Source organism: Paenibacillus sp. FW104-T2 (assembly GCF_058789975.1).
Genome location: NZ_JBYTCE010000015.1, coordinates 59,519 through 75,726, shown reverse-complemented (window position 1 = coordinate 75,726; position 16,208 = coordinate 59,519). Strand labels below are relative to the sequence as shown.

The window sequence follows — 16,208 nt, the reverse complement described above, 5'->3', positions numbered from 1 at the left end:
ATCACTCCTCTCTGATCTTGTACCACTATTATCCATCTAAATGTAGTTTTTGCAAACCTTCATCAGGGTGAGGTAACTCCCCGTATTTTACTTAACATAGAAAACAAGAAAAAGTCGCTTAAATAGCGACTTATTGTTCAAGCACTCATATTTAATTATCCAGAAAATTGAATTGGAGGCTCTCATGCTTTTCGATTAATACTGAAACACCGTCGGGAATTGTTGTACAATTCCGATTGTCATCATATCCGCCATCTCTAACGCCTGCTGTTGTATGGGATCACTTATTGCAACATTTCTTACGTAATCTTTCGCTATCCGAGTTGCCACCTCTTCCGTGAGGAGACGTAAATGTTCATGCATCATACGCTGCCATTCGATTTGAGACCAGTATGGATTAATTTGGGCCAGAAAGGCTGCAATTTCATCTGCATTCGCATACCACCGTTTCTGAGCATCTTCTGCAGCTGCTGTGTTACCAGACTTCAAGTTACTAACAAGTTCGGCGGCAATGGTTAAATGTTCTCTGAACAATGTTTCAAATTGCTTGGCGATAGCCGTCCCGTACAACGGTTCAAGCACCATGGCGAAATCACTTGGATTGCGTAAAAGTCTTGCGGTTGTTGGCTGGACATCCTCAAGACCATCGACGATACTGTTTACGGTTAATCTCGTCCAGAACACATGCTGTTCCCATAGTGATCTGAGCTTCCTGTTTAGATCGACACTGGCTGGCGTCCAGCTCAAATGATCTGATTTTCGATATACAGGATAATAGTACGTTGGAACATAATTCATCATGATCCGTCAGCTCCTTTTCTACAACAATATATAGGCAATAGCCTTTATTGGTGCATTCTAATGAGCAATGTTGATACTTTTGTCTTTCCTAAATATGTATGAAAAAATAAAAAACCAATGGACGAATCAACGTTCACTGGTTTACAACTTCTATATCGATTACACGGATTCTTCCCACATCTCTGGTTCAACATGTACATGTACAGTATACACGTCGTGTTCTCTGAGCAATTCGTCTTCAACATCGGTGCATATATCGTGTGCTTGCTGCATGTCCAGGTCAGAGCGAACCGTAATAACAACGTCTACAACCGCATTATTTCCGTAGCTTCTCGCTCTTACATCCTTCACGGTCTCTACCCCATCAATCGTAGCAATGGTTTTTCTGTACTCCCGAATAAGCTCCACATCAAAACCGTCTGTTAGATGGTGAGTAGCCTCTTTGAAAATATCCCATGCTGTTTTACAAATGAGGAAACCGACGATGACTGCTGTTACCGGGTCAAGCCAAGGCAGGCCAAACTGCGAGCCTACAATTCCTATGACGGTACCGGCACTTACCCAAGCATCGGATATATTATCACGAGCTGCAGCCATGACCGCCTGGCTCTTGATTTTGGTAGCAAGGCGTTTATTGTAGCGATAGACCAAGTACATCACACCTGCACAGAAAATGCCTGTATATGCGGCAATCAGATCAGGCGATTCATTTTCCCCTTGAAAGACGGAACCAATGGCTTCAAATAAAACTTGTAAACCAACAGCCATCATGATGAACGAGGCAACTAACGAAGCAACAGTCTCCGCTTTCCAGTGACCATATGTATGATCTTTGTCTGCTGGACGTTGAGCAAGCCTGAGTCCGATAAGGACGGCGATCGAGGCCACAATATCGGTTGCGTTATTTAACCCATCTGCTTTGAGCGCTTCTGAGCCTGCGATGGAACCGATAACCAGTTTTAATGCGGTCAGGCATATATAAGCAATAATGCTAATAAAGGCTCCTCGTTCACCCATTTTTAAATTGTCGTATTTCAGTTGATCCACGAATAAATCCTCCTGCATTCCCCAGTCTTCTAGCACGTTTTTGATAGTATCATCGCGAGAATGTGTGGGTCTAGAGAAACGTTTTGGGCACAGTGAAACATAATCTGAACGCGGCAAGACTGTTATAACAAACTAAAAGATTTGGAGCGGGTAAACTTTTCTCGTGTGCAGAAATACAATTAGAAAAAGCGAGCCGTATGCTCGCTTTTGTACAACCTTGCATCTCATCCCATTTTTTTGTTATTCACGTATCTAGTTCATGTCATGAGTCTTCATCTTGGTCAATTCTTTATTTTACTTTAGTAGTCAATTCTTCAAGGCAGGGATCTGTGTGCTCCACTCTTCCCCGTTGAGAGTCCCCTTGAATTGGTATACTGGCTGGTAATAACCTTTTGAATCGTAAGTGTAGGTCAGCTCATAACTCTTTACAATCAAATTGTCGCCTTTTTGCAGATCATTATACATGTAGAAATTCCCTCTGAGAACTTCTTCATACGCTTGCGCCGGACTGCTCACATCAACGGTACGAATATATTTATTTTTATTCATGGCATAGAACAAATCCTGGGGAATAATACCTTCTGCCGCAGGTACAATGATGATCATTCCGTTATCAAAGTCTCGCTGTTCTGTTAACATATCGGAGTTGGTCATATGCAAATCCCATCGAACGGTATCTTTATTTTGTGTACTGAATTTAGCTTTTTGAGGCAGTAATCCATGCTGACTTAGCCACTCACCATAGACAGTTCCTTTTTCTGTCAGAACCTCCGGCTGCATTGAGATCGTCGCATACTGATCAGGTGCCAACGACCAATTACCGCTATTCATGCTGTAATTAAAGGTGTAATCGGTCCCTCCGCTGTCATATAGATTCCAGATCCGGTTGAATCCGTCAATGGAGATGTGACCTCTCTGCTGCAGTTGAAAATGATCACTCAGTAATGAAACCATCTGCTTGGCATACTCCATGTTATGAATCTCAAAGCTTCGATATAGTGCAACAGGTTCAGCGTGGTCCGGCAGCTTCGTGCCTAGTGTCACATGGACCTGATTCATTTTCTGCGATGTGGCTGGACGAATGGCAAGGTTCCCGAGCTCTTGACTGGAATACATGATGAGTGCCCCTGTAAATAACAGTACAAAGGTCAAAGGAATACATAACGCACGAAACATAGCTTTGAAGGATATTCTCTTTTTTTGCCTGATATCAAGGATTGCACTCATCAACCCATATCCGGCTAAACTGCCGAGCGTATTGTGCAATATGTCATCCAGTTCAAAAATCCCTCTGCCTGTCACCATCTGAAATGTTTCTATACCTATTGTAATCATCAGCGATATGATTAATATCGACTTGAAGCCACGTGTCTTCATTCCCAGAAGCGGAAGCAGGAAGCCTAGCGGTGCGAACATCAACATATTGAAAATAATAAGCTGGAATTCGCTCAGGGACCATTGATTCCATGCACTTACATAGCCGCTGAACAACTCCAAGTTTACCCATCCGTCAAAATTAGCCCCTCTGCTAAATGTTGTTAACATCATGACCATGATCAGCCAGCCCATCAACGAAAATGAGGCTATAAACTGCCATAATTTTATGATGCGTTTTCCACCTCTTTTTCTATACAACCTATACGTTATTAACACGATTCCCAAGGCTATGAGGCCGACTATTAATGCAACACCCACGACAGGTAATAGTTTCTGTACCACTTGAATGAAATCCATCTGTAACTCCTCCCATAATGATTGGCTGCACTGAGCAGCCCTTTATGGTTCAAGTATACCGACAGTGGAAAAAAGCTCCTATCTATCAAGCTTTCATGAATCTTTCAATCGTGTAAGATTGTGCTTGATATCCATACAAAATAAACCAAGAAGGAGAGCTGCCAGTATAATACAGGCCGCTCTCCTTCTATTTTAAATCGTTTTTTAGTGATCCAGAAATACAAGCTGGATGAAGAACAATACCGCAAACACGTAGAATACCGGATGAACATCCTTTCCTTTACCACGAAGCAGCTTCAGAACCGGATAGAAGATGAATCCTACGCCAATACCTGTCGCAATACTGTGCGTTAGTGGAGTAAGGATGATAATCAAGAAAGCAGGAAATGTTTCTTCGAGATCCTTCCAGTTGATTTTGCTGATAACACTGATCATGAAGTACCCTACAATAATCAGTGCCGGAGAAGTAATCGCCGGAATACCGGATATCACACTTACGATTGGTGTAAAGAATAGCGTAAGCGCAAGCAGTACACTGACCGTTACTGCAGTCAATCCCGTTCTTCCTCCTGCAGCTACCCCTGTGCTGGACTCGATATAAGCCGATGTTGGGCTGGTTCCGAGCAAGGCACCAGTGGTTGTTCCTACGGCATCAGCCAAGAGCGCACCGCGTGAGCGAGGGAATTTCCCGTCCTTCAGGAGTCCTGCTTGTTCAGCAACACCCAGCATCGTTCCCGTTGTATCAAACAGCGTGATTAACAGGAAGGTGAAGATGATCGTATACAAGCCATTGGAGAATACACCTGCCAGATCCAGTTGGAAAGCCGTTGCTGTAAGCCCTTCTGGCATAGATACGATCGATTCCGGCATTTGAAATAGTCCCATTATCCAGGCAAGAATCGCGGTAACCACCATTCCGATGAACAGATAACCTTTTACATTGTAAGCCATCAACACAACCGTAATAATCAACCCAATAATCGTCAGATAGGTCATTGGCTCTGCCAAGTTCCCGATGGTGATCAAATTCGATTCCGAATCGGCAATAATTCCCGCATTTTGCAAGCCTACCGTCGTAATAAACAGTCCGATCCCTGCTGTAATCGCGTGCTTGAGACTCGCGGGAATGGCATCGAGCAGCATGTAGCGGAAGGAAGTAAGTGATAAAACAATAAACAAAAGCCCTGCGATAAATACCGCGCCCAGTGCAACCTGCCAAGACACACCATATCCCGCAACTACACTATAGGCAAAGAATGCATTCAGACCCATACCCGGCGCGATAACAATCGGATAGTTGGACCATATCCCCATAATCAGCGTTGCCACAATACTCGCCAGCACTGTCGCAATAAATACACCGTTAAACTCCATTCCCGTGCTGCTGAGAATTCCCGGGTTTACGATCACTATGTATACCATCGTGAAGAATGTCGTGATCCCTGCGATGATTTCTGTTGAAACACTCGTGCCTCTTTCCTTCAGTTTGAACCAATTGTTCATGGTAAAGCCAGCCTCCAACTTTCAAATTATTTCTGGATTAGATAAAAACAAAAAAATCCTAATCTTCGCATAGGATTGTAATAATTCCGCTCCTATATTCGTCATTAGGATTGAACAGCTAAGCTTAGAGACCCAAAAAGTGATCCTCATACCTGTTATAACCTGATGTCCATTTCGTATTTTAATAAAAGTAACATGCATTGTCAACGAATTAACCGATTTGTTCACAGTTAATTACGAACTATATAGATATTTTATAGATTATTCATTCGTTTTTTCGACTGTAATACAGTTCCTCATTAGCCATGGGTATCTGCAAACGCAAAACAAAAAAACAAACCACGGCACCGAATCCGGTACCGCAGTTTAAAATTTACCATACTACTTTATTTCCTTCATGTATTCCTTGAATTCCTGGGCAATTTCTTTGAATTTCGTATGATGCAGGTAATGTGCCCCCTCCATTGGGATCATTTTACCCTGTGCAGATTGTTTGGCTTGCTCCTCATGCAGCGGAATCCACTGCTGATTTTGCTCATTATTTGATTGAACAAAGAGAAGTACTGGCAGATCACGAGGATAGCTAAGATGTTCTCCATTTTTGAAATTGGAACCGAGATGCCTTAACTCATCCACCATCGTTGGATTGGTCGCGACCTGATTCGAAATCAAGTTCATCTGTTCTTTGGTATGTTCATCGAAAGCAAGGGACTGATATGGATCGGCGCTCACTGCTTTTAGCAATCGCATCAGACCTGAATCCTGAAGAAACTGCATCAATCCCAGCGGCAATTGGACATCCATGCCGGGTTGATTGGGAACACTGCTGTCAATGCCGACAAAAGCAAGAACTTCATCCGGATACGTGCTCACATAGGATACTCCATAAAGTCCTGTGATTGAATGCCCCATCAGAATGTAACGGTCAATACCAAGCTGCTGTACAGCTTCGTGATATTCGCTGATGATATTCTCCGTTGTTCTCTCCTTCTCCGTTTCGTCACTCAACCCATAACCGAAAGGCTCAATGGCTACAACTCTATAATCGGGAGACAACTCATCAATCAATAATTTGAAATCAAGTACAGGCGCCGGAGTACCCTGCCCCGGAAGAAGGACGATGGTCTGTTCGCCGTCTCCCTGAATGTATACATTCATCTTTTTCCCATCTACATGGACATACTGGCCATAGGGTTCGATTTTCTTTTTCTCGACTCCGTTACTTATAGCATTAACGACGAATATGACGCCCATGAACAGTACAATGACCCCAACAATTCCTCCAATTATTTTCAACCATAAGTTTCGTTTCTTACGTCTCTTCATTCCCGTTGTTTGCATTTCCACCGTTTTTGCCACGTTCATCTTCTCCTGTCTCTGCTTGTGAAGCGCCGCTATGGCGACGACATATTCCAAGTGTAATCAAGCAAGATGTCCGCTTCGTGACGGCAGTATGAACGGAGTGTGAACAAGTCCAAAAGAAGGCACTACACCTGTAAGATGTATAGTGACACTAAGCTCACTGCAATTCCCACGGAGACAATAAGGACCAAAACTAGCGATCAAATCGCTAAATTAACGCAGCTAGTAAATGCGCTCCACCTGCAGTGGGCTGTGTTTTATCCCTCGGCACGAAGTGCCTAGCAGATATCTCCCATGTCCAGGGACAAAACAAAGGGGCTAGCGGAAATTACCGTCTAACCCCTTTGCGCTATCATCATTGTTCTACTTACTCAACAAGGCATCTGCCTTCTTCGCTGCTTCGGCTATAGCTGCCTCTGCCGTAACGGACGAATCAACAACCGCACGAAGAATCTCATCCTTAATCATCTCACCAATTTCAGGATAAACCTTCTGCATCGGACGAGGACCTGCATATTCCAGTTGGTCCACCGCTACTTTGAACAGCGGCTTTTCTTCATAGAGCTTCTTCATTTCATCACTTTCCACCGCGCTGATTCGGCTAGGTAAATATCCCGTAAAGGAACTCGCATAGATCGTTTGCTCTTTGGAGGTCATCCACTTTATAAACTTCCACGCCGCTTCCTGCTTTTCGGGGGACAGGCCAGAGGTCATCACCAGATTGGCACCACCCGTTGGCACACCAAACGTATCATTCGCAGGCATAAATGTCGTTCCAAGTTCAAAGCCCTGCTCTTCTGCAACCTTCATATTATTGGTCAAGTCTGCAGTTGAAGCGAATAGCATCGCTGAACGCTGATTGTGGAAATCCGTCTTGGCTTGCGTACCTGCATCGTCGGTTGTACCGATGCTCATGATGCCTTCATTCTTCATCTTCAGCCACAACTTCACAGGTTCAATTCCTGTTTCATTATTGAATGCCGCACTTTTCCCATCCTCACTAATCATCGTTCCTCCGCTCTGTCTTACGAAAGCTTCATAGAACCAAATATCCACAGGCATCGAAATGCCGTAGCGCTGATCCTTGATCGTTAGCTTGCGTGCATAATCTTCAAATTCGGCCCAATTCTGCGGTCCAGCTGGATCAAGTCCTGCCTCCTCCAGCATCGTACGGTTTAAGTACAGAATAGGTGTACTGCGTAAGTACGGAAGAGCATACAGTTTGTCGTTCACATATGAATTTCCCATCAGACCTGGGATGAAATCATCCATATCAAGCTGATCCTTCTCTACAAAAGAAGTCAACTCCTGCGTCATGCCGGATTCGGCAAATACACCTACCGAAGCAATTTCATTTTGCCACACTTCGGGAGCATTGCCCGCTGCAAAAGCCGCCTGTGCCTTGGAATGCTGATCTGCATACGATCCCTGATATTCGGCCTTCACAATCACTTCATCCTGCGATTCATTAAACATTTTCACCAGGTTCTCATTGTTCTCGGCAATCTTGTCCCCCCATGAGTACCAATATGTAATCTCTACCGGTTTATTCGCCGTGCCATTCGAACTCCCAGAAGCAGCAGCATTATCGGTTGAACCCGCAGAATTAGAGTCACCACAACCAGCTAAAGCAAGTGCAAGCGTTCCTGCCAACAAAAGCGAACCAAATTTTTTCATGAATAAACCCTCCTATAAATTAAGAATTGAATTATTTCACACCGGAATATACGAATGCTTTAATAATTTGCCGTTGTCCAAATAAGAAAACAATCAGAATTGGAACGACCAGAATCATGTTTCCAGCCATCAAAATGTGCCATGCTGCCCCTCCATCCACCTCGCGAAGCTTGGAAATCCCAATTGGAAGTGTTCTGGCTGCATCCGAGGTCGTCATCACCAGCGGCCAAAAATAATCGTTCCAGTGTGCAATGAAACTGAATAATGCAAAGGTTACCAGCGTCGGACGGGCCATCGGCACCATGATCCTAAGGATGATCTTCCATTCAGGTGTCTGGTCAAGCCGTGCGGCTTCAATAAGTTCTTCCTGTACCTGCTTGAATGACTGCCTGAGCATGAAGATCCCAAACGCGCTGGAAGCGAAGGGCAGAATAAGTGCCAGCAAATTGTTAATGAGTCCCCACTTGCTGAGTAACAAATACACGGGCAAAAAGATGAGCTGACCCGGAATCATTAAAGTGACCATCGTAATTCCAAATAACAGCTTGTCTCCTTTGAAGGAGTATCTGGCAAACGCATAGGCTGCCAATATAATGGTCGTAAATTGAAGAAGAAGGATACTGATGGATACGACAATACTGTTCATTAGATATTTCAAGAAAGGTCCCGATTCCCATGCCGCCTGGAAATTGCTCCACATCACCTTGGAGGGGATCCATTGGGGTGGAAAGATCACGGTCTCCGGATACGACTTCAATGATGTTGAGATCATCCATAGAAAAGGGATAGCAAAAATCGCAACCAGTACGATCGTGGCCGTGACGTTCAGAGTACGCAGAATTGACTTACTTGCCATGATATTTCCCTTCTCCTTTCTATTGGTAGTGAACCTTGCGGCTTAGCAGCTTGAAGTAGACTAATGTAAGCAAACCAACGACAACAAGCAGGATAACTCCCGCAGCCGAAGCGTAACCGATCTTGAAGTAGCGGAATCCGTACTCATAGATGTAAAAGACAAGTGTGTTCGTTGAATTGATCGGACCTCCGTTAGTCATGATGGCTATGGTTTCAAATACCTGGAACGAACTGATCAGATTAATGATAATTAAGAAGAAAAGGGTCGGTGATAGCATCGGCAGCGTAATCTTGTAGAACTTCCGCCACCAATTGGCCTCGTCCAGAGCTGAAGCTTCATACACATCCTTGGGAATACTTTGAAGTCCAGCGATGAAGATAAGCGCGTTATAACCCACGCCCTTCCAGACCGAAACAAGGACAAGTGACAGTAATGAACTGTCTGGGCTGCTGAGCCACTCCAGCTTGGGCAAGCCCACCATGTCCAGCAAACCGTTAAGCAAACCGAACTTGGGATCCATCAGCCACATCCACACCAGGGATACAGATACAAGAGAAACAATATGTGGACTGAATAATGCCCCCTGTACAAACCCATACCATGCGCCTTCCCGATTCAGCCATATGGCTAGCAGCAGTGAAATTACAATGGATAAGGATACGGAAAGAAGCGTATAGTTCAAGGAATTGCTCAGGACCTGAAGAAAGGCACGATCCTTAAATAACTCGGCAAAGTTGTTGAAGCCTACAAACTCCTTGACCGGATTAATGAAGTCCCAGTTATAAAAACTCAGGAAGATCATATAAAAGATCGGATATATGAAAAAGATCGAAAATATTACGATAGAGGGAGCAACCATGACATAGGGACGGAATTTGGACCAAACGGTCATGAATGTTTCCCTCCCAGGACAATGAGCTCTCTCTCTGCGGATCTCTCATGCTGACGAGCACGGACTCCGTCCCGATCAAAGTAGTACAGGTCCTGCATGGAGATCGTGATGTTCACCTCGGAAGCTGTCTCTAATGGCTTCAAAAAACTCTTCACAGACACAAGTCCAAGCGCGGATTCCAGTTGATAGATGATTTCTGCACCTAGTGTCTCACGTGTCATGATCCGGCCCGGGAAATGAACAAGTCCGGACTGCGGCCGGTTCCCAAGCGTCATCGTTGCTTTCTCCGGTCTGAAACCAACCTGCCCAATGTCGTCATGCAGCTGTCCATTCAAGTATGGCAGAATACGTTCACGATCAATGACATTCATCGGCGGTGTACCGATAAACTGAGCTGTGAACACATTATCGGGATCGTCGTAGATTTTCATCGGGCCATCTGCTTGTTGAATCATTCCTTTGTTCATGATGACGATACGATCTCCCATCGACATTGCCTCAACCTGATCATGTGTCACAAAGACAAAGGTTGCGCCCAGCCGTTTGTGAAGCTGAATTAACTCCGTTCGCATTTGATGACGAAGCTTGGCATCGAGATTCGATAATGGCTCGTCCATCAGGAAGACCGCAGGACTCTTCACCATGGCCCGAGCCAGGGCAACCCGCTGGCGCTGACCTCCAGACAGAGCTTGTGGCTTCTTGTGCAGATACTCTGCCAGACCGACAACCTCCGTGATTTCCTTAACGAGGCGCTCGCGTTCGGGCCGGGGGACCTTGCGATTTACGAGTCCGAATTCGATGTTCTCCTTGACAGTCATCATCGGATATAATGCATAGTTCTGAAATACCATAGCCACATTGCGCTTGCCTGGTTCTACGCCATTGACACATTGATCTCCGATCCAAATTTCTCCGCCTGTTTCTTTCTCGAGCCCTGCGATCATGCGGAGTGTCGTCGATTTTCCACAGCCAGAGGGGCCGACCAATACCGTAAAGGAACCATCCTCAATGGTCAGATCCAGACCCTCAATGACTTTATCCTGCTTGAAGCTTTTTTCAATCTGCTTCAGCACAATTTGTGCCATGAGCTTCCCTCCTCTTTCATTTATTGAGCAGCCGATGTGTATTGAACGGATAAAATAAGGTCTCTTTTTTCTCCTAATGCACCAGCGACAGGACCGAAGCCTGGCATATCACAGCAAAAGCTCTGAATATCAGCGAGGAGACCCGCACCCTGTATCGGATGGTGAGTTATCTCTACCTGGCCCTCATGGACTTCGATCACACGGTATGCCGGCACGTCCAGGCAAGCTGCGGTCTGAACATAGTGCCACTTCCCCTGCTTCACAATGGAGTTGATGTGATTATGTCCGCAAAAATAGAAGCCGCCTTCCGGTCGACTATTGAATATGCTCTTCAGTTCATCCTGTGGACGAATGTACAGCTTATCAAGCGTCGAGCGTGCAGTGGTATCAAATACTGGATGGTGCCCAAAGAGAAGTACTTGCTTATCATGTGAATTGTTAAGCTCTTCTTTGAGCCATGTCAGCTGTTCTTCGTCCAGCTCCCCTCCCCAATCTGCAGGATTCATCTCCTGGGTTGTATCCAGAAATATCAGCCTAGCATGAGGCGTGTCAATCGCCCGATAGCGGTCTTGACCTGTTAATTTGGAGATTTCATGCTTCGGTATCGAATAGGTGTCATGATTGCCAAGGACATGAATGAAGTTCCGTTCACTCCTGGAAAGAAAGGAGAAAATCGATCGGAATTCCTGAGCCGTTCCTTCATGTGTCAAATCGCCAATAGAGACATGAAAGTCCGCCTCAACCTCCAAAAAAGCCTGGAGCATATGTTCATAAGCCCGAACTCTTGCAGCTTTCATCTCTTCCGTTCCGTGACTCATGCTTGAATAGTGATAATCACCAAGTAACGCTAAACGCATGAATTCCACCTCCATCATTTTTCGAATCTTATTGCTATTTACGTCCTCTTTACCTGCAACACCAATGAGTGCCTGGATTGGTTATTCTGTTCCATGATGCATTCGTTGAAAGAAGACCATATATAGTCCGGAATGATCCCTGTTTCCTGGATATCCTCTCTTGAGGAAATACCTGTAAGCACGAGAGCCGTTTTCATCCCATTCTGTTGGCCAAATAAAATATCTGTTTCCAACCGATCGCCTATCATGAGACAACTGCTGCTGTTCACATTCAACAGCTGGAGTGCCTTCTCTGCATAATAAGGTGAAGGTTTACCCATCACGACGGATGCTTTCTGCTGGCTGGCTGCCTCAATCGAGCTTAGAATCGAGCCGGTATCCGGAATGATGTCTCCCTGGACGGGACAGCAGCTGTCCGGATTCGTAGCCATGAGAACTGCTCCATGACGAACTGCTTTTGCCGCTAGATGAAGCTTATCGTAATGAAACTGCCGATCCATTCCGACTAATACATGCGTTGATTGAGTTGGATCTTCCGTCATAGTGATCCCGATCGCTCGAAGTTCACTCCGCAAAGCCTCCTCACCTACAACCAGTACCCTGGCATCAGGCGCATACTCTGCAAAATACATCCCTGACACGTATCCCGCTGTCAGAATTTCGTCAAGCTCGCATGATACACCCAGACTCAGCAGCCTCTTGTAGCAATCCTCCCTGGTATGTACGGGAGTATTCGTTAAGAACAACAGACGCTTGCCTTGTGATCTCAAGCTGCTTATGAAGCTGTTTACGCCAGGAAGGATCATCTGGCTAACATAAATCGTTCCGTCTAGATCGAAGCAATACGCATCGTAATCATACACATTTTCCATAACCTTACCCTTGCCCACTCATACTGAGCTGGGCAGCTCCAACACATCCATGAAGGATTCGAGCTCGTCTGTACAGACCCACACAGACGGGTAATCTTGAAATTTCTTCATGATGGAAGTCTCGTTAATTGTCCAGGCCATCAATTGAATCCCCAGCTCTTGACATCGATAAATATAATGCTCGGTTACAAAAGCGTAGTGAATAGACAAGAACGTCGCTCCCATCTCTACAGACCAGTCAAGAATAGCCTTCGAACAACCAAAGGTAATCAGACCGATGCGTACCTCACTAGATAATTGTCTGATTTTCTCCAAGGCATCAAAATCAAATGACGTAATGACGACCTGATCCAGCATGTTGAATTCCTTAATCACTTCAAGTACTTTCTCCTCCAGCTGAGGATAGTAGGCACCCATCTGCTTAAGCTCGATGTTAAGCCCAATTTTCCCCTTCAAAGCTCGCAGTACCTCTTCAAGAGTTGGTATGTGCTCATCTTGTTTTATATTGAAAGATTGCAGCTTGGACGCTGAATAATCAGCTACCCTGCCCGTTCCATTGGTCATGCGGTCAATCGTATGATCATGAATGACAACCGGGATACCATCTTGGCTGAGATGTACATCCAATTCGAGATGAGTGAACCCAAGTTCCACCGCTTTTAAAAAGGATGACAACGTATTTTCAGGATATTTCTTGGGATAGCCTCGATGAGCAACTGCTTGAATGATCATGCTCAATTACCTCCTGTTGTATTTTTTGGACAACACAAAAAACCCAGCAGCAAATCACCCTCCTTCAACATCAAGGTTGTACTGATTTACTTACCACCGGGTTTTCTCGTCGTCTCCACCCAAGGATAAATGTATGAAATTAAGTCCAGAATTTCTCATGGCCTATCGAAACAAAATCTGCCCCACTCTTTAAGGCTTGCTGTATCTCTTCCTCATGTCGAATCAGTCCACCAACGATCAATGGCTGTGTGATTCGTTCATTAAGCTCTTGAATGACTCGCGGCATAAGCCCCGGCATCAATTCAACCTCATCAGGCTTATAGCTCTTAATCATTCGCACTGCAGTCTCAATGGCTGCTGTATCAATGGCAAATATGCGCTGAATGCTCAGTATGCCTGCTTGCTTTGCCGCAGAAACCGCATTACTCTTCGTTGTCACGATACCATCAACTCTAAACACATCGGCAAGATATTGAATGGCCGAGGCATCTCGTCCAATCCCGGATACCATCTCGGTATGTACATAGGCCTGTTTGCCGCTTTGATGCAACCTGTCAATGATGGAACCAAGATTCGTAATGTTTCCTGTCATCAGAATAACTCGCTTCACATCGCTTGCTATAGCCTGTGCAATCTGTTCATCAACCGTAATGGAGGCGATGATCGGATAGTTCTTCATGATTCAGTCCTCATTCCCTCGTTTGTCATCTTAAATGTTAAAGCTGAAATATTTCTTTTGTTTCATGTTCATGTAAACGGGTTGTTAATTTCGCGTCTTAACATTCATCATCCGGAGACAGCTCAAATGCAAGAGTAAAATGGGTTCGGAGCAGCTTGTGTTAACTGAAACGCCTTCATAAAAAATAGGCCCGTATCGACGAAATCGACTACAGACCTATACTGTCACGCTATTCGTTTGTTCTTAGTCCATGCCTATGCAACTACTCCTTCACCGAACCCAGTGTAATACCGTGAATGAAAAAACGCTGTAGGAACGGATAGACAATAAGTACAGGAAGCATGGCAATGAAAATTTTTGCGGCATTTAGTGTTTGATTAGACAACTCGTTCATCCGTTTATATTGATCTTCCGTCATGTTCGACGCATCGATGACCACAACGAATTGCTGGATTAATGTTTGCAGCGGATAATGATCCTGCCCTGAAGTCAGCACCAATCCATGGAAGAACTCATTCCAATGGTAGACGATGGTGAACAATGTCACAGTAGCCAGTACCGGTACGGCCAGCGGTACATAAATAGTGACTAACATTCGCCACGGCCCGGCCCCGTCCACGAGAGCAGCCTCGTCCAGTTCCTTGGGCAGATTACGGAAATAGTTTACGATCAGAATGACGTTGAATACCGGCACTCCCCCGCCAAGAACAAGTGCCCAGATGGTATCATACAACCCAATCGCCTTCACCGTCATATACCATGGAATCAGGCCGCCGTTGAACAGCAGCGTGAACACAAGAATCCACATGAATACATTGCGCATACGGAATTCACGTGGGCTTCGCGAGAGCGGATAAGCCATCATCGTTGTCACCACAAACGTAATTGTCGCACCAAGCACAACACGCTGAATGGAAATCCAGAAGGAATTGAAAAAGGAACGGTCGCCGATAATTTGCTGATATGAATTGAAGTTGAAGCCAACGGGCCATAACCATACTTTTCCGGCAGCCGCCGCTGATTTTTCGCTTAAGGACACGGCCAGCGTATACCATAGGGGCAGTATGCACAGGAATGCAATCAGGAGCAGCACAACCAGAAGCGTGACATCAAACACCCTGGATCGCAGCGTTGTTTCTCTAATCATCTCGCTCGACTCCTTCTCCTTATCAGAATATGCGGTAATTGGCGAACTTCGAAGCCAGCAGGTACGAGACAATGATAAGTACGAAACTGACCACCGATTTTAGCAAACCAACTGCGGTTGCAAGTCCGTACTGCATGTTCAGCAACCCTTCGCGGTATACCCAAGTATCGATAATGTCACCCGTGGAATAGAGCAGCGGGTTGTACAGGTTGAAAATCTGATCAAAGCCTGCGTTCAGTACGTTCCCAAGGCTTAACACCGCCAAGAGTACAATCGTGGTTCGCAAGCCAGGCAGTGTCACATGCCATATTCTCCGCATCCGGGTTGCTCCGTCAATCGAAGCCGCTTCGTACAGGGATGGACTGATGCCCGTCAGTGCAGCCAAGTAGATGATCGTGTTGAAGCCGAACTCCTTCCATACATCGCTGCCGACGACAATAAATGGGAACAAGTCTGCACGGGCGAAGAATAACACCGGTTCAATCCCCACGATATTCAGTAATCCGTTGACCGGACCCGTGTACGAAAACACATCGAGCAATATACCTGACAGGATCACCCAGGACAAAAAATGTGGAAGGTACACGATCGTTTGAACCCAGCGCTTAACCACCATAAGACGCAGTTCATTCAGCATGATCGCAAAGACTAACGGCACAATCAGGTTACCTGCAATTTTCATGACGGCAATGTACACGGTATTGAAGAAAATGGTCTTGGTATCGTTCAGGCTAAACATATATTCGAAGTTCTCCAGCCCGATCCAGGTCGATTTCCAAATGCCCTGGCCCGGGTTAAAGTCCTGAAAGGCAATGGCAATCCCGAACATGGGAATGATGCTGATGAACAGCAGCCACACCATTCCGGGCAGCAGCATGATGTAATAATGTTTGATGAAACTTCGGTTTCGCATCCGGTGTTCCTCCTCTGCAATCTCCCATCCCTGATCTTCTCAGGAAGAAGC

Annotated in this window: 15 protein-coding genes; all 15 read right to left on the bottom strand. The window is 45.4% G+C overall.

Going from position 1 to position 16,208, the window contains the following annotated elements; genetic code table 11:
* Positions 1–195: 195 nt before the first annotated feature.
* The 15 genes from AC3WQ3_RS18950 to AC3WQ3_RS18880 all read right to left on the bottom strand — a co-directional run bounded on the left by AC3WQ3_RS18950 (position 196) and on the right by AC3WQ3_RS18880 (position 16,157).
* Positions 196–801, bottom strand: a complete 606-nt coding sequence (locus tag AC3WQ3_RS18950) for an acetylglutamate kinase (RefSeq protein WP_336781798.1) — start codon at positions 799–801, stop codon at positions 196–198.
* Between the two features lie 159 nt (positions 802–960).
* Positions 961–1,848, bottom strand: coding sequence for a cation diffusion facilitator family transporter (locus AC3WQ3_RS18945; RefSeq protein ID WP_154893996.1), 888 nt, complete (start codon positions 1,846–1,848; stop codon positions 961–963).
* A gap of 306 nt (positions 1,849–2,154) precedes the next feature.
* Positions 2,155–3,582, bottom strand: a complete 1,428-nt coding sequence (locus AC3WQ3_RS18940) for a VanZ family protein (protein ID WP_492473147.1) — start codon at positions 3,580–3,582, stop codon at positions 2,155–2,157.
* 204 nt (positions 3,583–3,786) lie between these two features.
* Entirely contained in the window at positions 3,787–5,085 is a 1,299-nt protein-coding gene (locus tag AC3WQ3_RS18935; RefSeq protein ID WP_095286656.1) for an NCS2 family permease, read from the bottom strand.
* Positions 5,086–5,466: 381 nt separating this feature from the next.
* Positions 5,467–6,450, bottom strand: a complete 984-nt coding sequence (locus AC3WQ3_RS18930) for an alpha/beta fold hydrolase (RefSeq protein WP_492473205.1) — start codon at positions 6,448–6,450, stop codon at positions 5,467–5,469.
* 360 nt (positions 6,451–6,810) lie between these two features.
* The gene (locus AC3WQ3_RS18925) at positions 6,811–8,124 is read right to left on the bottom strand and encodes an ABC transporter substrate-binding protein (RefSeq protein ID WP_492473146.1); all 1,314 of its coding nucleotides are present in this window, start codon (positions 8,122–8,124) and stop codon (positions 6,811–6,813) included.
* A 31-nt stretch (positions 8,125–8,155) separates the two neighbouring features.
* Complete coding sequence (locus tag AC3WQ3_RS18920) at positions 8,156–8,980, bottom strand: carbohydrate ABC transporter permease (RefSeq protein ID WP_492473145.1); 825 nt, start codon at positions 8,978–8,980, stop codon at positions 8,156–8,158.
* Positions 8,981–8,999: 19 nt separating this feature from the next.
* Positions 9,000–9,872 carry a carbohydrate ABC transporter permease gene (locus AC3WQ3_RS18915; RefSeq protein ID WP_492473144.1) on the bottom strand — a complete coding sequence of 291 codons (873 nt, stop codon included), beginning with the start codon at positions 9,870–9,872 and terminating at the stop codon, positions 9,000–9,002.
* Complete coding sequence (locus AC3WQ3_RS18910; RefSeq protein WP_492473143.1) at positions 9,869–10,957, bottom strand: ABC transporter ATP-binding protein; 1,089 nt, start codon at positions 10,955–10,957, stop codon at positions 9,869–9,871. Before AC3WQ3_RS18910 ends, AC3WQ3_RS18915 begins: the two co-directional genes overlap by 4 nt.
* A gap of 20 nt (positions 10,958–10,977) precedes the next feature.
* Complete coding sequence (locus AC3WQ3_RS18905) at positions 10,978–11,814, bottom strand: metallophosphoesterase family protein (RefSeq protein WP_492473142.1); 837 nt, start codon at positions 11,812–11,814, stop codon at positions 10,978–10,980.
* A 38-nt stretch (positions 11,815–11,852) separates the two neighbouring features.
* Entirely contained in the window at positions 11,853–12,686 is an 834-nt protein-coding gene (locus AC3WQ3_RS18900; protein WP_492473141.1) for an HAD-IIA family hydrolase, read from the bottom strand.
* Between the two features lie 18 nt (positions 12,687–12,704).
* Positions 12,705–13,418, bottom strand: a complete 714-nt coding sequence (locus AC3WQ3_RS18895) for a glycerophosphodiester phosphodiesterase (protein WP_492473140.1) — start codon at positions 13,416–13,418, stop codon at positions 12,705–12,707.
* Positions 13,419–13,557: 139 nt separating this feature from the next.
* Complete coding sequence (locus AC3WQ3_RS18890) at positions 13,558–14,097, bottom strand: glycerol-3-phosphate responsive antiterminator (protein WP_336781808.1); 540 nt, start codon at positions 14,095–14,097, stop codon at positions 13,558–13,560.
* 262 nt (positions 14,098–14,359) lie between these two features.
* Entirely contained in the window at positions 14,360–15,244 is an 885-nt protein-coding gene (locus AC3WQ3_RS18885) for a carbohydrate ABC transporter permease (protein WP_336781809.1), read from the bottom strand.
* A gap of 22 nt (positions 15,245–15,266) precedes the next feature.
* On the bottom strand, positions 15,267–16,157 hold the full coding sequence (locus AC3WQ3_RS18880) for an ABC transporter permease (RefSeq protein ID WP_336781810.1): 891 nt from the start codon (positions 16,155–16,157) through the stop codon (positions 15,267–15,269).
* Positions 16,158–16,208 lie beyond the last annotated feature (51 nt).